Source organism: Streptomyces sp. NPDC058052, from assembly GCF_042885515.1.
Classification (GTDB): domain Bacteria; phylum Actinomycetota; class Actinomycetes; order Streptomycetales; family Streptomycetaceae; genus Streptomyces.
Genome location: NZ_JBHVRX010000003.1, coordinates 19,036 through 38,484 on the forward strand (window position 1 = coordinate 19,036; position 19,449 = coordinate 38,484).

A 19,449-nucleotide genomic window follows, 5' to 3' on the forward strand; every position below is an offset into this window, starting at 1 on the left:
CCGCCGCCGCCGGTCCTACGCGGGCCGGCGCTCCCCGCGCCGGACGGACGGGTCGCCGGGCCGGCGGCGCTGCCACCAGCGGGGCCGGGTGCGGGGATGGACGAGGCGGCCGAGCCGGCGGCCGACGACCACGTACCCGAGGAGCGCTCCCGTGGTGTTGAGGAGGACGTCGTCGACGTCGAAGGCGCGGCCCGTGACGAGCGCGCCCTGCACCAGCTCCACGAGCAGCATGGTCGCGGCGGTGACGAGTGCGACGCGGACGAAGCCGCGTGCCTTGCGGGACAGCAGCGGCAGGAGGATGCCGAAGGGGACACCGAGGACGAGGTTCCCCCCGAGTTGCCTGAGGGTGTCCACGAAACCGGGCTGGGCGAGGTAGTCCCTGATCGACCGGCCCGGTGTCAGGTTGCTGTGGGTGAGGGGTACGGACGCCGGCGAGGACGCCAGGGTGAGCCGCGCCAGGACCACGGCGAACGCCACCATGCCCGCGAGGGCGGTCAGGGCGACCAGCGCGCGCACGAAGCGGCCCGGTCCCCTGCGGGCCGGGGCCACCGCCTTCGCCCGGGGTCGCGCCCGCGCCGCCCGGGCACCGGCCCCTTCCGGCTCCGGTCCGCCCGCCCGTGCCTCCTCCCCGCCCTCGCCTCGCCCGGCGGCCGGGTCACCGGCAGCGGCAGCCCGCGCCCGGCCCGGTTCGTCGCGGGGTCCGCCGGGCGCCGCCGCCCGGTCCGCCGCGGCCCGGTCCGCCGCCGCCCCGCTCCGTCTCCCCCACGTTCTCCACGTTCTCCACGTTCTCCACGCGATCATGTGCCTGCTCCTCCCCTGGACACCTGGACACCCTCTGCGAACGCATCCCGCGTACCCGGCCGAGCGGGTCGCATGCCGGGCGGAACGCCGGACCCCACTCCTCCGTCACACGCTGCCCGGCAGCCCCAACCGAGCATGGATCCGCGGGAGTTGAGAGTGGGACGGGCACACCCGGGGCAACCGGCGGGCATGGGAGAAGACACCGAGAACAGACCCTCGCCGTCCCGCCGGACCCGGAGGCGCTCCGGAGGGAAGTGGCGGCCCGTCATCGCCGTCCTGCTCGTGGTCGCCGTCGGCCTCATCCTGGTCGGGCAGTTCCTCAGGCTCCCCGGTCTCGACGTCTTCGGGACCGACGTGAAGGACCGCTCCGGCCCCGCCGTGCTGAAGTCCGTCCAGGACCTGAGCCGGTACGAGGGCGCGGCGGGGACCTATCAGGTGGTGGTCGACCTGGAGCACGACGCGCGGTTCCTGCCGGACGCGATCCGCGGCACCCGCACCCTGTACGTGGCCAGCGGCAGCGTCGGCGCCTACGTCGACCTGGGCGGCCTCGGGGACGACGCCGTGACCGTCGACTCCGGCCGGACCGAGGCCACCCTGCGTCTGCCGCACGCCCGGACGGGCGCGCCCGCGCTCGATCCCGAGCGCTCGTACGCCGTGTCCAAGCAGCGTGGTCTGCTCGACCGGCTGGGCGACCTCTTCTCGGACAACCCCGCGAGCGAGCAGGCCGTCCACGCCCTCGCCGTCCAGCGGATCGGCGAAGCCGCCCACGCGTCCGACCTGACGTCCCGGGCGGAGCGGAACACGACCGCGATGCTCCGCAAGCTTCTGCTCGGTCTCGGCTTCGAGCGGGTGACGGTCACCTACGGATGACGCACGACGCCCGGCGTCCGCCCGCCGGACACCGGCCCCGCCTCCTGCCGGCGATCGGCTACCGGCTATCGGCTACCGGCTGCGCAGGAGGAACAGGGCGATGTCGTCCGTGTGGCCGTGCTGGGGCGCCGCGTGCCGGAGGAGGGTGTCGGCGACCGCGTCGAGGGGCTTGCCGCCCACCTTGTCGAGGTGGTGGGCGAGGTCGGCGAGGGAGTCGCCGATGTCCGTGCCGGGGCTCTCCACGAGACCGTCGGTGTAGAGCGCGAGCAGGGATCCCGCGGGCAGGGCGGCGGCGGTGACGGGGTAGTCGGCCTCGGTGCACGGTCCGATGCCGAGCAGCGGGCCGGGGTCCACGGGCAGCGGGGCGGTGCGCGGGGCCGCTCCGGGGCCGCGCAGCAGCGGGGGCAGGTGTCCCGCGCTCGCCAGCTGGAGGCGCCGCTCCGCGAGGTCGATGTGCAGGTACAGGCAGGACACGAACAGGTCGGTCTCGAGATCGATCAGCACGCGGTTGGTGCGGGCCAGCACGTCGCCCGGACGGGAGCCCGCGGTGGCGTGGACGGCCGTGCGGACCTGGCCCATGAGGGCGGCGGCGTTGATGTTGTGGCCCTGTACGTCGCCGATGACCGCGGCGACGGAGGTGTCGCCGAGGCGGATGAGGTCGTAGAAGTCCCCGCCGATGTCGATGCCGTGGGCGGCCGGGAGGTAGCGGGCGGCCACGGCCAGGCGGGGGACGCGGGGCAGGGTCACGGGGAGGAGGGCCTGCTGGAGGCCGTGGGCCAGGTCGTGCTTGGCGTCGTACAGCAGCGCCCGGTCCATGGCCTGCGCGATGAGTCCGGCCAGGGACACCAGGACGGCCCGGTCGCTCGCGTCGAAGGTGTGCTCCTCGTCGTACGACAGGACGCAGCAGCCCACATGGCGCTGGGAGACCACCAGGGGCAGGAACGCCCAGGCTCGCTTGCCGGTGAGCAGGGGGGCCCGCGGGTGGGCGCGGATCAGTTCGGCGGGGGCGGAGTAGAAGGCGGGCATGCCGCTGCTCAGGACGCGGCCCACGGGCGTGATCTCCGTGTCGACCGGCACGCCGTCGAGGCGCGCCACGGTCCGCGGGTCGTAGCCGCGGTGCCCGATGATCCTGAGACGGCCGGCGTCGGCGGCGGAGACGACCATGCCCTGGGCCCCGAAGGCGGGGAGGATCTGGTCGGCGACGGTGCCGATGACGTCGGACACGGTGACGGTCTGGCTCAGCGCCGCGGACAGGTGCATCAGCTGGTGGATCCGGCCCGCGCCCACCGATTCCTCCGGACGGTCCGGGTGGGCGGCCACGCGCGGGAGCGGGGTGTCGGACGCCTCGTCCCGGAGGCTCGGGGAGATGAAGGCGCTGATGCCGCTGTCGCCGGGGTAGAGCGTGATGTCGTACCAGCGGTCGGGCGGCCCCATGGCCGTGTAGGCGACCGGCTCGCGGCTGAGGACGGCGGTGCGGTACCGGTCCTCGTGCACCGGGGAGTCGAGCCAGGGCACGGCCTGCCACGGCAGGGTGCCGATGAGGGCGTCGGCGCCGCGGCCGAGCAGCCGGGCGGCCGCCTCGTTGACGTAGGTGACGCGGCCCTGGAGGTCCATGCCGAGCGCGCCGACGGGCAGCCGGCTCAGCAGGTCGTCGGCGGCGAGTCCGGTCTGCGCGGTGTCCGGACCGGGCTGGAGGAGGGGGACGGGACGCGGCTCCTCGGGGATGTCCCACGGGCCAGGCGCCTCGTCCAGGATGCGGGTGACGCCGCTCGCGCTCGCCAGGACGGCGCCGCGTTCGCGCCGGGTCAGCGAGGGCGGATGGCTCTTGGGCCAGACGAGCGCCAGCGCTCCCCACCGGCGGGCCCCGCGCAGGGGCGCGAAGGCGAGCGCGAACTGGTACGGCAGTCCGGCCGCGGCGTTCGGATACAGCCGGGCCATGTCCTCCTGCCGCCCCACCCACACGAGGTGGTCCTCCCGCACCGCCTCGGACAGCGGCCCGGCCGCCGACACCGCCACCCGCCACCACGGTTCCACCGCGCGCGCCGACATCCCGCACACCGCGGCCAGGCACAGCACCGGCTGGTCCGGCGCGAGCAGGTACACGCCCGCCGCCAGCGCCCCCGTCCGCTGCACCGTCGCGCTGAGCGCCTGCTCCAGGGACACCTCGCCGCCGGTCGCGACGCCGTCAGCACTCATACGATCGACAGTAGCCCTCTCCCGCCCGGAGGGGCGGACGACGACGGCGGATGGTGACGGCGACGAGGCGGGCGGCCGGGGGCTCGACGCGGCCCCCGCTTCCACGGCCCGTGCGTGCGCCCGGGCGCTCCGCGCGGGGGTCAGTCTCCGCTGCTGTAGTGCGTGCGGACCCAGAGGGGCAGCGCGAACCAGCAGATCAGGTACCAGGCGAGGACGCCGGCGACCAGCCAGGGCACGTACGGGTCGTGCGTCGCCACCCTCAGGATGAGGAACAGGGCGGCCGTCAGCGTCGCGAGGAGGAGCAGGATGCCGGTGAAGGTGAGCCGGGAGGCCCAGACCACGGCCTGCGGTTTGACCTTCCGGCCGGACACGATCCGGTGGAAGGAGACGGGGCCGATCAGCGCACCGGTGGCCAGTGAGCCGAGGACGACGGTGACGAGGTAGATCGTCTTGTCGGTCTGCGCCAGGTCCTGGAAGAGCGGGGTGAACACCACCGTGAGGAGGAAGCCGAGGAGGATCTGCACGCCGGTCTGGGCGACCCGGATCTCCTGGAGCAGCTCCTGCCAGCGCCGGTCCGCGCGCTCCTCCTCCGACTCGCCGCGCCCGTCCTCCGTCCCGCCTCGCCCGTCGTTCGGCTCGCCTCGCCCGTCCTCCGTCCCGCCTCGCCCGTCTTTCCGCGTACCGCCGTCTGGTCCGTCCATGAAGGTCCTCCTCCGAAACGTGGGGCACGAGCGGAAGCCGCACCGCCCGGGCCCGCCGGCGCTCCGCCCATCATCGAGCGCCGACCCCTCGGTGGCGGCGCACCGCGCGGGCGGGCGAACCACCGGGCAGGTGGTGCGAAGGGCGAGCGGCGGTGTCCGCGTCGACGCGGGGTCCGGATGGCCGGGGGAACGGGCCCGCCTCGCTCGGGTGCGGCGCGGCGGAAGCCCCACCGGCCACCAGGGGCTTCCGTCCCGCGCGGCGCGGTGCCGCGTCAGGCGCCGCTCACGACGTCCACCTGGAGGCGGCCCGCCGTCAACGGCGGCGAGGCCGTCCGTCCGCCCTCTCCTGCCCCGCCCCGTCCGCACGGCGCGACGGGGGTCGCGGCGGGAGGGTGCGTGCGGCTCCCGCCGCTCCGGCCCGTGGCGCTGGGGTCCTCGGACGGGACTGTGCACTTCCACGACGACGGCTTCGGCTTCGGCTTCGGCTTCGGCGTCGCGGAGGCGGTTCGGTCGAGGGACGGGTGCGGCGGGTGCGCTCCCGCCGCACGGACGGGACTCGGGTCGCGTTCGCCATGGCCACCCTCCTGGTGGGTGGCACCGGCCGACCGCGCGTCACCGTCACTCCGGTGCCTGTCAGTTCGGCTTGCCGTTTCCGCTCCGGTCAAACCCGGTGGGTTCGGACGAGGTCGCCGGGGAGGTCGTGCCGGGCGCCGCGCCGGTACGGCCGGCGCAGCCCTCGCACCGCGCAGGCGACCGCCCCGCACCGGAGGGGGCCCTGGTGCGGGGCGGTCGCGAGGCCGTCGGCCTGCGGCAGGGGGGTGGCCCCAGGCGGGCGGCGAGGAGGCGGTCCCACGCGCTCCTCCACGCCGCCTACCCGCGTCTCATGCGGTCATTCCAGGTTCATGGATGCCTCCCTCCCCGCGCCATGGGCGGGGTCCGCGTACACGGTTCTCGCCCAAGGGAGTTCGGCCGTCGCCGGTGCCACCCGGTCCGGCCCGTTCGCACGCCTCCGCCTTCCCCGGGGGGATGTTCATGGCCCGACGGGGCACGCGTCTGCCGCGAGCCCGCGCACGTACCGGCGGGCCGTCCACTCGCCGATCGGCCGGCCGCCGGCGGCCGGCCACACCCCAGAGGGAGCCCCGATGCAGGTCCGTGCGAGGCCCGCCCATCCGGATCTCACGCCGACGGCCCGTGTCGTCGCCGGCCGCTACCGGCTCGACCGGCTGCTGGGTCGCGGCGGCGCGGCCGACGTGTACGAAGCGCTGGACCTGCGGCTCCGCCGCGCGGTGGCGGTGAAGGTGTTCCGGCCGTCCGACGTCCGCCGGACCGACGTGCAGTGCGGCCAGGAGGCCAGGCTCCTGGCCCGGATGCACCATCCCGGACTGGTGACGCTCTACGACACGGGCGACGACGGCCGGCCGTACCTCGTCCTGCAGCTCGTCCGGGGGACGACGCTGCGGCGGCGGATAGCCCGCGCCGTCCTCACCCCTTCCGAGACCTGCCGGACGGGCGCCGCCCTCGCCTCGGCACTCGCCCATGTGCACGCCTGCGGAATCGTCCACCGCGACGTCAAACCGTCGAACATCCTGCTGGACCGGGCGGACACCCCGCACCTCTCGGACTTCGGCATCTCCCGCCCGTACGACGGCTCCTCCCACGACTCCCCCGACGACTCCGCGGACACCCTGCCCGACGGCGCCGGCACGCTCGTCGGGACCGCCTCCTACATGGCACCCGAACAGGCCCTCGGCCGGAGCGCCGGGCCGGAGGCCGACGTGTACAGCCTCGGCCTGGTGCTCCTGGAGGCGCTGAAGGGTGAGGCGGAGTACGGGGGAACGCCGCTGGAGGCGGCTCTGGCCCACCTGCACCGCCACCCGGTCGTTCCGACCGGTCTGCCCGGGGAGCTCGCCGGCCTGCTGACGGCCATGACCGCCCGCTCCCCCGAGGCCCGCCCCGGCGCGGCCGTCTGCGCCCGCGTCCTCGCCGACCCGCGCACCGCCGGCCACGGCTCCTCCCCGGGCCCGGGGACGGGCTCCCGGAAGAGGGCGGCGCCCCGCGTCGCCGGAGGGCCCGAAGCAGGGGCGGGTGCCCGCGCTGCGACCCGGTCTCCCGGCGCCGGCCGTCCGGAGCGTCGCGGCGCGCGGGCCGTGACGGCCACCCTGGTGACGCTCGGTCTCGCCCTGACGGGTTCGCTGGGCGCGCGCCCCGCCGGGGAGAGCGCGGCGTCGCCGCTGCCGGAACCCGCGGACGGCACGCGTACGACGGCGCCGGCGCCGCTCGCTCCCCCCGCGGACGACCCGCGCGCCTCGTCCTGACGCGACTCCCGCCGCCCCGCCCGGCGCGTACCGGACGGGACACCGGTGGCCCTCCCGGCCCGGGGCACGGCGGCCCCGGTCCGCCGGGGCCGGCCGCGGGCACGCCGACGGCCCGGGGGTGCGGACGGCGGACCGACCGCACCCCCGGGCACGGGCACGGGGCACTACGCGGGTGTCAGGCGGACAGCAGGCGCTGGAACAGGGCGCGGTACTGGCACAGGGCGCGGCGCAGGCTTTCGGTGTCCGCCTCCAGGCCCTGGCTCCACCGGCCCTCCAGGGCCTGCCGGTGGCGGGCGAAGGTGTCGGCCAGGGTGCCCGTCACGTCGCCGACGAGCGCGTCCGCCGCGTGGACCGCCTGGCGGGGGTCGTCGACGAACCGGCCCTGGACCTCGTGCCAGCGCCTGCGGAACTCCGCCTCCTCCGCCGGGGCGAGGAGGTCCGGCACCTCCGCCGTGTCTCCGTCGGTGTCGGGTGCGGGCGCGGCATGACGGGCGTGACCGCCGGGTGAGGCGGGTGCCGGCGCGGGGGGTGCGGCGGGCATGGGCGGGTTCTGCGGCACGCCCGGCGGCGCGGTCGGGTGGGACGGCATCCGCTGATGCGGCAGCGCGGGCCGGGGCTGGGCGTCCCCGGGACCGGCGGGCCGGGGCGGGGGCGGGACGCTCGGCGAACCACCAGGCCGGGGCTGGGAGTTCTCGGCCCGGACGGGCCGGGACCGGCCGGTCCCGTGCTCAGCGGTCCGGGGCCGTTCACTCGCGGGGTCGGCGGGGCCGGGCGGGGCGCTTCCGGTGTCGGCGGGCCCGGGCCGGTCACTCGTGGGGTCGGCGGGCCCGGGCGGGGCGCTTCCGGGGTCGGCGGGCCCGGTTCGGGTGTGCTGGGGCGGGGTCGGCGCGACCGTGGGACTGCCCGGGGCCGGCGAACGGACGGTGGGGCCCGACGGCGTGGGCGGGACGGACGACGGCGCCTGGGGGGCGGTGCTCGCCCGACCGCTCGCGCTCCCCGCCTCCGCGTGCCCGGGCGGGGTCGGCGCGACCGTGGGACCGGGCTCCGGCGGCCGTTCCGCGTCGCCTCCGGCCGCTCCGTTCCCGGGGGACGTGGTCCCGGGGGGCGCGGGGTGCCGTCGGCTCGGCGCCCGCGTGGTGCGCTCGGACGTGTCGTGGTGTCGCATCTCTCCTGCCTCCGCGTCAGGACCGGCGGGTGCCGGTCGGCTCGCCGTCGGCGAGCAGGTCGTCGAAGAGGGTGCGGTACCGCATCATCGCGCCCCTCAACTGTTCGGTGGTGGCGGACTCGTGGGTGCTCATCGCGTAGATCTCCAGGGCCGTCCGGTACTGCTCCAGGGCGCGGCCGTGCCGCACGGACAGGTCCCGCAGCCGCTGCTCGTACCCCTCGTCGGGGTAGCCGCGGTCGCGCATGAGGGCCGCCACGAGTTCGTCGGCGTCGTGGACCGCGGCCTCGGGCCGGACCACGAACTCCTCCTGGACGCGCATCCACCGTCGGGCGTACTGCTCCCGCGCCTCACCGGGCACGGGCTTGATCTCCAGTCCGGCGAAGCGGCGTTCGCGGGCGTCGAGTTCCCGTTCCGCGGCACGTCTGCTGCCGGTCGCCTCGACGGTCCGTTCGTACTCGGGCCCGAAGCGGTCGCGCAGTCGCGTCCGCCGCCGACGGTCCGCCGCCAGGCCGGCGAGGAAGCCGGCCACGACGACCGCCGCGACGACGAGGACGAAGACGAGGCCGAATCCGGTCGACATCGGTTCACATCCTTTCGCGTTCACTCGCTGGGTCACGCTGTCGGTCCCGGCCCCTCGGGGAGGGACCCGGGACCCGCATGGGAGTCCGCGTGCCCCACGATCTCGAAGGCAAACAGGGCATCAGGGGACGAACGGGAGTGCACGCACGAGCCTCCCGCCCGACGACAGACCCCACACGAGCCCCACCGATCCCACCAGCCCCACCGATCCCACCAGCCGCACCAGCCGCACCAGCCGCACCAGCCGCACCAGCCGCACCAGCGAGTCTCGCCGCCCCCGACACGCAGCGACGGCGTCGCCGGACCCCGAGCGGCAGCTCGTACGGTCTCGCCGGCGACGCCGTCCACAAATCAGTGGCGCTCCCTCGCCTGTTCCTCGCGCCCCTTGCCCGGGCGCTGGGTCTTGGCGGCGTGACCGCCCGCGTCCTCACGGTCGGCGGTGGCGCCCCTGTCCGCCACGGCCTCCTCCGCCTCCCGCCGGGCCTCTTCGTCCCCGCTCTCCCCCGGCGCGTGCGCCGGAGTCGTACGCGGGTGAGGGGCACGGCCGGCGGGGCTCCGCTCCCGCTTCCTCTCGCTCATCCTTCCTCCTTCGGTCGCACGGGGGGTCGACGCCCTCCTCATCGGTCCGGGCCGTCCTCCGGGACGGTCCAGGAGTCCCGCCTCGCCTCGGCGGACGGTGGCTGGGCGACGCCGGCGGACCGCCGTCTGCGGGCGACGCGGCGGGAACCCCACCAGAACGCGGCGAGCAGTACGGCCACCAGCGCCACCCCCACCAGGATCAGGAGCAGCGAGGACGATCCGTCGGCGGCGAGTACGGAAACGGCGGCGGCGGTCTCGGGGGCAAGAGGCATGGAAGGACCTCCCTCGGGTGGACAAGTCGGTCGAACACGACGCTTTCGCGCCTACCCGCGCCGCGGCGGACCACTCACGGTCCGCCGGACCGCCCGGGACCCGGTCGGAGAGGCGGGCGGCGAGCCCCGCGGCGGTGGACGGCGACGGCTCACGAGGAGGACCCGACGGCGCGGGCGGGAACGCTCGCGCGGGCCGCGGGCCGCCGGGGCCGGCAAGGCCGGGACGGGGAGCATCCGGGGCGGGCGGAGTCGCCATCGGCGTACCGACGACCTGAGCCGGGGCGCGCCCCGGCCTGGTGGCCCGTGGAAGAACCAACCCTCCGGTTGGGGTGCCGTACGGAGCCGTACAGGCCACCGGCCTTCTGGCTCTCCCCCCGCTACGCCCCGCCGCCGATCGGCACAGCACGCGCACCGTCCGTCCGTGTCCGGCCTCCCCCGACGGCTCGAACGGCCGGCGGAGCCCATGGGCGGGTCAGCCGGCGGGCGACCAGAAGGCGGTCAGGACCCCGCTGCCCGAGGACAGCCGCCGCCAGCCGCCCGGCACCTCGATCACCACCAGGCCCGAGGTCGGGAACCCGTTCCGCAGCCGCTCCAGGAGCTCCGGCGGGCCGCTCCCGCACAGGCCGACGGCCAGGTCGTGGAGGCCCGGGTTGTGACCGACCAGCAGGACCGATCCGAGGCCGTGCCCCCGTTCGGCCAGGACGGCGACCAGGTCGCCCGGCGGTGCGCGGTAGAGCCGCTCGTCGTACACGGCGGGCGGGGGGTCCGTCAGCGCGGGGGCGGCGAGCTGCCAGGTCTGCCGTGCCCTGCGGGCCGGCGAGCACAGCACCAGGTCCGGCGCGGGACCGGAATCCGCGAGCCGGCGGCCGGCCCGGGGTGCGTCGGCCCGTCCGCGCTTCTTCAGAGGGCGGTCGAAGTCGTGGATCGGCTCGTCCTTCGACACCGCCTTGGCGTGCCGCAGCAGCACCAGACGGCATCCGGCCGCCCCGCCGGGGGCCGGGGGAGCCTTCCGGGGGTCGGAGTCCAGGGACATGGTCGTCTCCTTCCGAGGGGCACGGTCCGGGGCCGTCCGCCCGGTTCTCCGGACCGGTGGGGGCGGTCCGCACCGTGACCGGTGGGGCCCGCCCGGCTCGTGGGGCGGGCGTCAGGGCCGGAACCGCGCCTTGGTCGTCCACCCGGCGCCGGACGATCGCCTGGCCCCTGCGCGGCTGGATCTGCTGGATCTGCTGGATCTGCTGGTCGAACATCGTCGGCAGCGGCAGCGGCAGCGGGTCGGCTGCGCCGCCGTGGACGCCGGAGAGGGGGAGGGTCCCGCCGCGGCGCACGAGGTCGATGTGCGTCGCGCCCCGCCCCGCCCAGCCGGTCCCCGTACCGCGACTGCTTCCATCACGCCTCCTCCGCGGCGACCGCGTCCCGCGGTGTTCGCGTCCGCGTACGGCCGCTCCTGAGGCGGCTGTCCACTCACGGCCGACGCATGCCTCGCCCCCGCCGGCACCCGCCACGGGTGAGCGCGGCGGAGCCGGGCAGCCGCCCCGGTGGGGCTGTCGTCGTATGGCGCAGGTCACCTCGGCGCGGTGTCAGGAAAGACGGCGGCGGTCTGTCTCAGGGGTGTCACCGGTACGGAGGCCGGTGCCCACTCCCTGGAGACCGAGATGACCAACGGACACCGCATCGTCGTTCTGGGCGCCGGCTACACGGGGATGTTCGCCGCGATCCGGCTGGCCCGCCGTACCCGGGGCACCGGCGCGAGCGTCACCCTGCTCAACCCCTCGGGGCGGTTCGTCGAGCGGCTTCGGATGCACCAGATCGCCGCGGGCCAGGAGCTGGCCCACCACCGGATCCCCGACCTGGTCGCGGGCACCGGCGTCACGTTCGTCCAGGGCACCGCGACGGCCATCGACCCCGACGACCGGAGCGTCACCGTCGACGGCGCGAGGTCGCTCGGGTACGACACGCTCGTCTACGCGCTCGGCAGCGCGACGGACACCGGACAGGTCCCGGGCGTCGAGGCGCACGCGTTCACCCTCGACGACCCCGAGGTCGCCGGCCGGTTCGCCGCGCGGACGGCGGAGGTCGCGGCCGCCGGCGGCGAGGTCACCGTGTGCGGTGGCGGTCTGACCGGGATCGAGGCGGCGACGGAGCTCGCGGAGGCCCGTCCGGGGCTGCGGGTGACCCTCGTGAGCACGGAGGAGCCCGGCTCCATGATGGGCCCCGGGGCCCGTGCGTACCTTCACCGGGCGCTGAACCGCCTCGGCATCGTCCTGGAGACGGGCGTGCGGGTCGCACGGGTGCTGTCCGGGGCCGTCGAGCTCGCCGACGGGCGGATCCTGCGCTCCGACGCCTGCCTGTGGACCGCCGGGACGAAGGTGTCGCCGCTCGCGGCCGACGCCGGGATCGCCACCGACGACCGCGGGCTGATCCTGACCGACGCCACGCTGCGGTCGGTCTCCCACCCGCGGATCCACGCCGTCGGCGACGCCGCCGCCGTCCGCATGGACTTCGGCCCGCTGCACGGCTCCTGCCAGAGCGGCCTGCCCACCGCCCAGTACACCGCCGACACCATCGCGCGGATCGTCCGCGGCAGGTCCGTGAAGCCGTTCCGCTTCGGCTACTTCCACCAGCCGGTGAGCCTCGGCCGCAAGGACGCGGTCATCCAGTTCACCAGGGCCGACTTCACCCCGGTCCGGCTGCGCCTGACCGGCCGCGGCGCCGTCCTGTACAAGGAACTCGTCAGCGGCAGCCCCCTGATGACGTACCGCTCCAGCAAGCGCCTGAACGTCACCACCCTCGTCTCCAGGCGCGGGCGGGCCGTCCGGCGGCCCGCCGCGTGACGGCCCCGTCGCCCCCTCGGCCCGTCGGGGGCGGCCTACCGGTCCTGCCCGGGTCCCGCCGGACTCCGGTTCCCTCCGCTTCTGTTCGGGGTCGGGGACGGGAGGCACGCCGGCCGGCCGCGGCCCGGGGGCGGTCGCGTTGACAGCCGGCGGTCCGGTGCGTGTAATGGAGCCGGTGCCACGTGGCGCCGGCCGAAGAGCAGTGGGCAGGCCGGCGATCGGGTGAGCGCCCAGCACATCGAGGGGTCCGCCTTGAGTCCATACTCCGCGCCCTGTACGTGACGTAGCGCAGCCGCACGTCACCTTTCGTCCTGACGCGGCGCAGCCGCCTCAGGTCGCGGCTCCGGCCTTCCGATTCCTCGGGGCAGTGCCCCACGTGCCGGTGTCCCCCGGTGCGCGTGCCCGGCGCTCCCCGTACGGCGGCCGCTCCGCCCTGTCCCTCCGGCATCGCGCGACGACCGACGTCGCCATGCCGTCCTCATCCTTCTCCGGAGACCCGAGAAACCGTATGCCCACGCCTTTCAACCAGTCCGTCATCGAGGAATTCCGAGCCAACGGCGGGAAGGTCGGCGGCCCCTTCGAGGGCGGCGACCTGCTCCTGCTCACCACGACCGGCGCACGGTCGGGAATCGAGCGGACCACCCCGCTCGGCTACGTCCGTCACGGCGACGCGCTCCTGATCGTCGGCTCCAACATGGGGGCTCACCGCCACCCCGACTGGTACCACAACCTGCTCGCCCGCCCGGTGGTGCGGGTGGAGATCGGGACGGAGGCGTTCGAGGCCCTCGCCGTGCCCGCCGAGGGCGAGCGGCGCGAGGAGCTGTTCCGCCATGTCGTACGGGCGGAGCCCGGGTACGGCACGTACCAGGAGGGCACCGACCGGCCGTTGCCCGTCGTCGTGCTGGAACCCGCCGACCCGGAGGGGTGGGAGCCGCCCCGCGAGGTCCGCACCCTGGCGGACAAGCTGCTGGAGGTCCACACCTGGCTGCGGGGGCAGGTGCGGCAGGTGCGGGCCGAGGCCGACGCCCACTTCGCCGAGCGGGCCGCCCACCAGGGGCCGGGCGAGCCGCCGGGCCCGGGGCTCGGGCTGCAGATCCGGCAGCGCTGTCTGGCGTTCTGCCAGGCGCTGGAGTTCCACCACACCAGTGAGGACGCGCACCTGTTCCCGGGGATCGCCCGGCACCACCCGCAGCTCGCCGACACGTTCGCGCGGCTCCGCGAGGAGCACCGGACCGTCGCCCGCGTCCAGGGCGAGCTGGTGGAGCTGCTGGACGGCATCGGCATCGCCGAGCCCCGGCTCTTCCGGGCCCGACTGGACGCGATGGCCTCGGAGTTGACGGCCCATCTCGACCACGAGGAGGCCACGGTCCTCCCCCTCCTCGCGGACGTGCCGTGGCCGCCGGCGCCGCCCGCCGGGTGAGCCGGTGACCGCCCCCGCCGACCCCTGACTCCGTGCGCCTCCACGTCCCTGACGTGGGGTCAGGGTCGGTTCAGGGTGGGGCGGGGGTGATCCCCGTCGTCGCCGGAGGGCGCCGCGGACAGACTCGAAGCGAACCCGAGATCACCGAAGACCCACGCCGATCGGCCCGGAACAGCCCCGGTCGGCGCGGGTCACCGCTTCGAGAGGTGGAGTCGTCCATGCGTCGCTTCCCGGCCCTAGCCCTGACCGCCGCCCTGGCCCTCGGCGCCGCCGCGCCCGCCCTGGCCGTCACCGGCGGCCCCGCGCCGGAGCTCGACCGGGCCGCGCTGAAGGCCGCGATCGTCCCGCGTCCCGGGGAGAGCGCGGCCGGCGTGGTCGCCGAGGTGCACCGGAACGGGGACGCATGGCGGGGCGCCGCCGGAGACGTCGTCTCCGGCCGGTCCGTCTCGCCGCGCGCGCACTTCAGGATCGGCAGCATCACCAAGCCCATGGAGGCGGTGATCCTCCTCCAGCTGTCCGCCGAGGGCCGCGTCGACCTGGACGAGAGCGTCCAGCACTACCTGCCCGGACTGCTGCCGGAGGACCGCTTCCCTGAGCCGATCAGCGTGCGCCAGCTGCTCGACCACACCAGCGGCCTCCCCCACGACCTGGAGGGCGCGCCGGCGACCACCCCGGACGCGGAGATCGAGGGGCGCCTGGAGTACGTCACCTTCGACGAGGTGATCCGCGAGACGCTCCGCCCCGAGGGCCGGCCGGGTCCGGGGCCGCGCTTCCGCCCCGGCACGCGGCAGGAGTACAACTCCTTCGGCTACCGGATCGCCGGGAAGCTCATCGAGGAGCTCACCGGGCACTCGTACCAGTACGAGGCGACCACCCGCATCCTGAAGCCGCTGAGGATGCGGGACACCCGGGTCACCGTGCCGGACCGTCCCGCGCCGGTGCCGCGGCCGTACCTGCCGGGCTATCTGGCGAGAGGCGGGGGCGAGCTCGTCGACGTCAACGTGCAGGGCGGGCTGCCCGCGAGCATGACCTCGACGGCGGCGGACCTGGACCGGTTCGTCTCCGGCCTCTTCGGCGGACGGCTGCTGCGCCCGGAGCAGACCGCCGAGCTGTTCACCGTCCCGAAGGGCCCCGACGGCCGGCCGCTCCCGTACGCGGACGGCTCCCACTGCAACACCGGCCCGGCCAGGGGCACGGCCTGCTTCAGCGTGGGCCTGATGTCCACCCCCCTGCCCGACGGAACCCTGCTGTGGGGCAAGACCGGATCGGACCCCGGCTACCGCAGCGGCGTCTTCGCCTCCCGGGACCTCACCCTGCGCGCCGTCTACGCGGTGGGCACCTCCGGCCCGGTCGACGGCGTCCCGGAGGTGGCCCAGCGCCTGGCCCTCACCGCCTTCGCCCGGTAGGTCCTGTCCGGAAGGTCCCGCCTGGCGCGACTTTCCGGACAGGACCCGGGAGCTCGGCTTCGGGTCCAGGTCACGTGGGGGAACGCCGTCGGCCGCCCCCGGTGGCAGGCCCCCCTCCGCTTCCGCACACTTTTCGTATGGGGACCGATGCCGACGCGCTTCTGGCTCGTGTGGCCCAGGGGCTCAGGCCGCGCACGAGGCAGTCCGCCGACGCCCTGGTGCGGCGCATCCGCGACGAGGTTCCCGAGCCGCCGTACGAGGGCGGCGACGGCGTCCTCGTGGCGGAGGAGACGGCCGGGCACGTCACCGCCTTCCTGGACCTCCTCGAACACGGGGCCGGGACGGCCGGGTCCGCCGCGCCGCCGCATGCCGTGGCGGTCGCCCGCCGGTACGCGCGGAGCGGGATCCCGATCAGCTCCCTCCTGCGCGCCTACCGGCTCGGCCACCTCGCCATGCTCCAGCTGATCCAGGCGGAGATCCCCCGGCACACCGACGACCCCCAGCTGGTCAGCGCCGCGGCGATGCGACTGGCCGAGGCGGGTTTCTCGTACGTCGACCGGGGCTCCGAGCGCGTCGTCGCGGCCTACCAGGAGGAGCGCGACCGGCGGCTCGGGCGCCGGATCGCCCTGACGAGCGAGGCCGGCCGGCGGATCGGCACCACGCTCGACGTCGTCCGCACCGCCGGGGAGCTGGCCGACGTCGCCACGGACGACTTCGCCTCCCTCGCCACCGTCGACCTCCTCGACTCCGTCCTCGACGGCGAGGGGACGCGGACGCCCTCGGGGCCGCCCCCGCTCCGCCGCGTCGCCCGGGGACCCGCGCCGGGGGACGACGTGACCGGGCCGTCCCCCGCCGGGGCCGCGGCGGTCACGTACCCCGAGGACTCGGAGCCGGCGCTCGCGCTGGCCACGGGCCGCCCCTGTCTGCTCCCCGCCGAGGCGGGCCCCCGGCCCGAGTGGTGGCCGCCCGCCGCGGACGGCGCCGGCACGTGCCACTCGGCCCTGCTGCTGCCCCTGCTCGCCCGCGGCGACACCCTGGGCCTGGCCCAGTTCTTCCGCGCCGAGAGCACCGTCCCCTTCGACGAGGACGACCTCCTGCTCGCCCAGGAGATCGCGGCCCGGGCGGCGGTCTCCATCGACAACGCCCGCCGGTACACCCACGAACGCTCCACCGCGCTCGCGCTCCAGCGCAGCCTGCTCCCGTCCCGTCCGGTGGAACAGTCCGCCGTCGTGGCGGCCTCCCGCTACCTGCCCAGCGGTTCGCACGCGGGCGTGGGCGGCGACTGGTACGACGTCATCCCCCTGTCCGGGGCCCGGGTCGCCCTCGTCGTGGGCGACGTCGTCGGCCGGGGCGTCAACGCCGCCGCCACCATGGGCCGGCTGCGGACGGCCGTCCGCGCCTTCGCCGACATCGACCTGATGCCCGACGAACTGCTCACCCACCTCGACGACGTGGTGATCCGGCTCCAGCGCGAGGAGGCCCGGAAGGACGGCGAGCTGAGCGCCACCTGCCTCTACGCGGTGTACGACCCGGTCTCCCGGCTCTGCTCCCTGGCGAGCGCGGGACATGTGCTGCCGGCCCTGGCCACCCCCGGCCCGCGCGGGTCCGACGGCGGTCCAACGCGGTCCGCGTGCTTCCTGGACATGCCGATCGGTCCCCCGCTCGGCCTGGGCGGACTCCCCTTCGAGACCGCGCAGTTCGAGCTGGCGGAGGGCAGCCTGCTCACCCTGTACACGGACGGCCTCCTCCAGCTGCGGACGCGGGACGCCGACGCCGCCCGCGCGGCCCTGTGCGAGGTGCTGGCCCACGCGCCGACGGCGCCGGACGAGGTCTGCGAGCGCCTCCTCGCCGGACTGCTGTCCGGCCGTCCCGCCGACGACGTCGCCCTGCTGGTCGCCCGCACCCGGGCGCTGGACCCCGGGCGGGTCGCCACGCTCGACCTGCCGTCGGACCCGGCGGCCGTCTCCGGCGCCCGCCGGTTCGCCTCCGACACGCTGTCCGCCTGGGCGCTCGACGACCTGGCCTTCGCCACCGGACTCATCGTCAGCGAGCTGGTGACGAACGCGATCCGCTACGGCAGGAGCCCCGTCCGGCTGCGGCTGATCCGCCAGTCCTCGCTGACCTGCGAGGTCTTCGACGCGAGCGGCACCGCGCCGCACCTGCGCCGGGCCCGCACCTTCGACGAGGGCGGCCGCGGCCTGCTGCTCGTCGCGCAGCTCGCCGGGCGCTGGGGCACGCGGCACCACCGCGAGGGCAAGGTCATCTGGGCCGAACAGGCCCTTCCCGCCGACGGGTCGACGGAGGACGCGTAGCCGCCCGGGCCGGCGTCGGTACCGGGGCGCGCCCGCCGGGGTCCGTCAGCCAGGGGCGGATCAGGTCGAGGGCGAGGGGCCAGTCACCGTGTCCCGAGGCGGGGTTGAGGTGGCCGACGGGGCCCAGTTCCACGAGGCGGCTGCCCCAGGCGCGGGCCAGTGCGGCGGCGCGGCCGGGTGCGGCGAGCGGGTCGTCGGAGCCGGCGGCGACCACGCTGGGGAAGGGAAGGGGCGTGCGGGGCACGGGGGTCCAGCCGTTCCGGGCCAGCGCCGAGGGCGTGGGGTAGCCGTCAGGGAGGGGCGTCCCGAAGTCCGGCGGGGCGGCGAGCAGCGCGCCGCGCACGTCGGCGCGGTGGTGCCGCGCCCAGTGGACGGTGGTGAGGACTCCGGCGCTGTGGGCGACCAGGACGACCGGTCCGCGCAGCGTCGCGACGGTCGCGGCGAGGGCGTCGATCCGGGTGTCCAGGGAGAGCCGGTCCCCCGTCGCCGGGGGAACGGTGCGGACGGCGTGGCCCGCGCGGGCGAGCCGCTCCGCCAGCAGGGTCTGCCAGTGGTCCGCGACGTGGTCCCGGAGGCCGGGGACGACGACCACGGCGGGCGGTTCCGGCACGGAACCGGGGGTGGGGGTGGGGTTCATCGGGCGGTCTCCGGCGGGTGATCGGGCGCCGTCCGCGCGGCGGGGACGCGGAGGCGGAGGAGGTCTCGTGGGTAGCGGTGTCTGCCGAGGAGGAAGGCGACGGTGGCGGCGAGGGCGACGAGGGGGACGACGCGGAGGGCTCCGAGGAGGCCGATCCGGTCCGCGAGCGCTCCCGCCGCGGCGGGGCCCGGGGCCAGGCCGAGGAGGCTGTTGGCCAGGGTGAGGGTGGCGAACGCGGTCGCGGCGATCGCCGTGGGGGTCAGGTTCGCCACCATGGCGGCGGCGGGCCCGGCGGAGCCCGCGGACAGCAGGCAGCCCGCCGCGAGGGCGAGCAGCTGACCGGTGCCGGCCGGGAGCTGGAAGGCGAGGGTGAGCAGGAGGAGGGAGCCGAGGCTGCAGCCGACGGCGACGGTCCACTTGCGGAGCGGGGCCGTGGTGCTGACGCGGTCGGAGACGATGCCGCCGAGGATCATCCCGCAGCCGATGACGACCGCGTAGCCGCCGGCGACGGCGCCCGCCTTCGCGGGCGCCAGATGGTAGTAGCGGTCGAAGTAGCTGGGCAGCCAGGCGAGGAGCGCGGCGGGGACGCACATCTGGAGTCCGCTGCCGACGTAGGCGCTGACGACGGAGACGGAGGAGAACAGGCGGGGCACCTGGGCGCGGAGCCGCGCCGGGGCCGCCGCGCCGTCCCGGCCGGCGGCGGATCCGCCGTACGGCACCAGCCTGCGCTCCTTGACCACGGCGCCGTACACCGCGGCGAGGACCAGGCCGATGATGCCCATGACGGCGAACGCCCAGCGCCAGCCCGCCGCCTGCGCCACCGCGCCGCCGACGGAGACGCCGAGGACCGAGCCGAAGGCGCCGCCGGCGATGAAGGCCCCGGAGAGGGTGGCCCGCAGGGTGACCGGGAAGACGCTGAGGACCACGGCGATCCCCACGCTGCCGTACGCGGCCTCGCCGATGCCGACGAACAGCCGGCCGACGAGCATCTCCCCGTAGCCGGCCGAGACGGCGCATCCGAGGGTGGCCAGGCTCCACAGCGTGGCGGCGAGGAGCAGGCTCCGCACCCGGCCCCACCGGTCGGCCATCAGGGACATGGGGAAGGTGAGCACGCCGACCGCCAGGGCCACCACCCCGCTGAGGGACCCCAGGGCGGCGTCGGACAGCAGCCATTCGGCCTTGAGCAGGGGGAAGACGGCGTTGAGGACCTGGCGGGACATGTAGTCGGACAGCAGCAGGGCGAAGCCGAGTGCGAAGACGGTCCAGGCGTACCGTCGGGGAACGGGCCAGTCGGCCGCGGACGCGGCCGGGGCCAGGGGTTGCGCAGGGGGGTGGAACTCCATCGTCATCACCTCGACTGCCGGG

16 protein-coding genes are annotated in these 19,449 nt (G+C 76.0%); 6 read left to right on the plus strand and 10 right to left on the minus strand.

Annotated elements, in window-relative coordinates; all coding sequences use genetic code 11:
* Nucleotides 1–15: 15 nt before the first annotated feature.
* Nucleotides 16–516, minus strand: a complete 501-nt coding sequence (locus ACFVU3_RS04855; RefSeq protein WP_390063707.1) for a VanZ family protein — start codon at nucleotides 514–516, stop codon at nucleotides 16–18.
* Between the two features lie 474 nt (nucleotides 517–990).
* Here ACFVU3_RS04855 and ACFVU3_RS04860 point away from each other — a divergent pair, with 474 nt between their 5' ends.
* Entirely contained in the window at nucleotides 991–1,671 is a 681-nt protein-coding gene (locus ACFVU3_RS04860) for a DUF4230 domain-containing protein (protein WP_390063708.1), read from the plus strand.
* Nucleotides 1,672–1,743: 72 nt separating this feature from the next.
* On the opposite strand, the gene ACFVU3_RS04865 is transcribed toward ACFVU3_RS04860, so the two are convergent.
* Both ACFVU3_RS04865 and ACFVU3_RS04870 read right to left on the minus strand, forming a co-directional pair.
* The gene (locus ACFVU3_RS04865) at nucleotides 1,744–3,867 is read right to left on the minus strand and encodes a SpoIIE family protein phosphatase (protein ID WP_390063710.1); all 2,124 of its coding nucleotides are present in this window, start codon (nucleotides 3,865–3,867) and stop codon (nucleotides 1,744–1,746) included.
* 140 nt (nucleotides 3,868–4,007) lie between these two features.
* A complete protein-coding gene (locus ACFVU3_RS04870; protein ID WP_390063712.1) occupies nucleotides 4,008–4,568 on the minus strand; it encodes a DUF6328 family protein in 561 nt (186 codons plus the stop codon).
* Nucleotides 4,569–5,710: 1,142 nt separating this feature from the next.
* Here ACFVU3_RS04870 and ACFVU3_RS04875 point away from each other — a divergent pair.
* Complete coding sequence (locus tag ACFVU3_RS04875) at nucleotides 5,711–6,883, plus strand: serine/threonine-protein kinase (RefSeq protein WP_390063714.1); 1,173 nt, start codon at nucleotides 5,711–5,713, stop codon at nucleotides 6,881–6,883.
* Nucleotides 6,884–7,058: 175 nt separating this feature from the next.
* Here ACFVU3_RS04875 and ACFVU3_RS04880 read toward each other — a convergent pair whose 3' ends face one another.
* From ACFVU3_RS04880 to ACFVU3_RS04900, 5 genes are all read right to left on the minus strand, one after another.
* Nucleotides 7,059–7,424, minus strand: coding sequence for a hypothetical protein (locus ACFVU3_RS04880; RefSeq protein WP_390063716.1), 366 nt, complete (start codon nucleotides 7,422–7,424; stop codon nucleotides 7,059–7,061).
* A 640-nt stretch (nucleotides 7,425–8,064) separates the two neighbouring features.
* The gene (locus ACFVU3_RS04885; protein WP_390063718.1) at nucleotides 8,065–8,628 is read right to left on the minus strand and encodes a hypothetical protein; all 564 of its coding nucleotides are present in this window, start codon (nucleotides 8,626–8,628) and stop codon (nucleotides 8,065–8,067) included.
* A gap of 350 nt (nucleotides 8,629–8,978) precedes the next feature.
* Nucleotides 8,979–9,206 carry a hypothetical protein gene (locus ACFVU3_RS04890; protein WP_390063720.1) on the minus strand — a complete coding sequence of 76 codons (228 nt, stop codon included), beginning with the start codon at nucleotides 9,204–9,206 and terminating at the stop codon, nucleotides 8,979–8,981.
* Nucleotides 9,207–9,244: 38 nt separating this feature from the next.
* Nucleotides 9,245–9,478, minus strand: a complete 234-nt coding sequence (locus ACFVU3_RS04895) for a DUF6479 family protein (RefSeq protein WP_390063722.1) — start codon at nucleotides 9,476–9,478, stop codon at nucleotides 9,245–9,247.
* 472 nt (nucleotides 9,479–9,950) lie between these two features.
* A complete protein-coding gene (locus tag ACFVU3_RS04900) occupies nucleotides 9,951–10,511 on the minus strand; it encodes a SixA phosphatase family protein (protein ID WP_390063724.1) in 561 nt (186 codons plus the stop codon).
* Nucleotides 10,512–11,130: 619 nt separating this feature from the next.
* Between ACFVU3_RS04900 and ACFVU3_RS04905 the strand changes: the two genes are divergently transcribed.
* From ACFVU3_RS04905 to ACFVU3_RS04920, 4 genes are all read left to right on the plus strand, one after another.
* Nucleotides 11,131–12,309: an NAD(P)/FAD-dependent oxidoreductase gene (locus tag ACFVU3_RS04905; protein ID WP_390064299.1), complete on the plus strand. Its 1,179-nt coding sequence runs from the start codon at nucleotides 11,131–11,133 to the stop codon at nucleotides 12,307–12,309.
* A gap of 508 nt (nucleotides 12,310–12,817) precedes the next feature.
* Nucleotides 12,818–13,729, plus strand: a complete 912-nt coding sequence (locus ACFVU3_RS04910; protein ID WP_390063726.1) for a nitroreductase/quinone reductase family protein — start codon at nucleotides 12,818–12,820, stop codon at nucleotides 13,727–13,729.
* 218 nt (nucleotides 13,730–13,947) lie between these two features.
* A complete protein-coding gene (locus tag ACFVU3_RS04915; protein WP_390063728.1) occupies nucleotides 13,948–15,135 on the plus strand; it encodes a serine hydrolase domain-containing protein in 1,188 nt (395 codons plus the stop codon).
* Nucleotides 15,136–15,272: 137 nt separating this feature from the next.
* Nucleotides 15,273–17,447 carry a SpoIIE family protein phosphatase gene (locus ACFVU3_RS04920; RefSeq protein WP_390063729.1) on the plus strand — a complete coding sequence of 725 codons (2,175 nt, stop codon included), beginning with the start codon at nucleotides 15,273–15,275 and terminating at the stop codon, nucleotides 17,445–17,447.
* Here ACFVU3_RS04920 and ACFVU3_RS04925 read toward each other — a convergent pair.
* Both ACFVU3_RS04925 and ACFVU3_RS04930 read right to left on the minus strand, forming a co-directional pair.
* A complete protein-coding gene (locus ACFVU3_RS04925) occupies nucleotides 17,395–18,084 on the minus strand; it encodes an RBBP9/YdeN family alpha/beta hydrolase (RefSeq protein WP_390063731.1) in 690 nt (229 codons plus the stop codon). The two genes, ACFVU3_RS04920 and ACFVU3_RS04925, sit on opposite strands and share 53 nt — an antisense overlap.
* On the minus strand, nucleotides 18,081–19,427 hold the full coding sequence (locus tag ACFVU3_RS04930) for an MFS transporter (protein WP_390063733.1): 1,347 nt from the start codon (nucleotides 19,425–19,427) through the stop codon (nucleotides 18,081–18,083). Before ACFVU3_RS04930 ends, ACFVU3_RS04925 begins: the two co-directional genes overlap by 4 nt.
* Nucleotides 19,428–19,449: the final 22 nt, after the last annotated feature.

Coding starts and splice junctions, on each gene's coding strand:
- ACFVU3_RS04860 (WP_390063708.1), top strand. CDS start 991: ATGGGAGAAGACACCGAGAACAGACCCTCGCCGTCCCGCCGGACCCGG.
- ACFVU3_RS04865 (WP_390063710.1), bottom strand. CDS start 3,867: ATGAGTGCTGACGGCGTCGCGACCGGCGGCGAGGTGTCCCTGGAGCAG.
- ACFVU3_RS04870 (WP_390063712.1), bottom strand. CDS start 4,568: ATGGACGGACCAGACGGCGGTACGCGGAAAGACGGGCGAGGCGGGACG.
- ACFVU3_RS04875 (WP_390063714.1), top strand. CDS start 5,711: ATGCAGGTCCGTGCGAGGCCCGCCCATCCGGATCTCACGCCGACGGCC.
- ACFVU3_RS04880 (WP_390063716.1), bottom strand. CDS start 7,424: ATGCCCGCCGCACCCCCCGCGCCGGCACCCGCCTCACCCGGCGGTCAC.
- ACFVU3_RS04885 (WP_390063718.1), bottom strand. CDS start 8,628: ATGTCGACCGGATTCGGCCTCGTCTTCGTCCTCGTCGTCGCGGCGGTC.
- ACFVU3_RS04890 (WP_390063720.1), bottom strand. CDS start 9,206: ATGAGCGAGAGGAAGCGGGAGCGGAGCCCCGCCGGCCGTGCCCCTCAC.
- ACFVU3_RS04895 (WP_390063722.1), bottom strand. CDS start 9,478: ATGCCTCTTGCCCCCGAGACCGCCGCCGCCGTTTCCGTACTCGCCGCC.
- ACFVU3_RS04900 (WP_390063724.1), bottom strand. CDS start 10,511: ATGTCCCTGGACTCCGACCCCCGGAAGGCTCCCCCGGCCCCCGGCGGG.
- ACFVU3_RS04905 (WP_390064299.1), top strand. CDS start 11,131: ATGACCAACGGACACCGCATCGTCGTTCTGGGCGCCGGCTACACGGGG.
- ACFVU3_RS04910 (WP_390063726.1), top strand. CDS start 12,818: ATGCCCACGCCTTTCAACCAGTCCGTCATCGAGGAATTCCGAGCCAAC.
- ACFVU3_RS04915 (WP_390063728.1), top strand. CDS start 13,948: ATGCGTCGCTTCCCGGCCCTAGCCCTGACCGCCGCCCTGGCCCTCGGC.
- ACFVU3_RS04920 (WP_390063729.1), top strand. CDS start 15,273: ATGGGGACCGATGCCGACGCGCTTCTGGCTCGTGTGGCCCAGGGGCTC.
- ACFVU3_RS04925 (WP_390063731.1), bottom strand. CDS start 18,084: ATGAACCCCACCCCCACCCCCGGTTCCGTGCCGGAACCGCCCGCCGTG.
- ACFVU3_RS04930 (WP_390063733.1), bottom strand. CDS start 19,427: ATGGAGTTCCACCCCCCTGCGCAACCCCTGGCCCCGGCCGCGTCCGCG.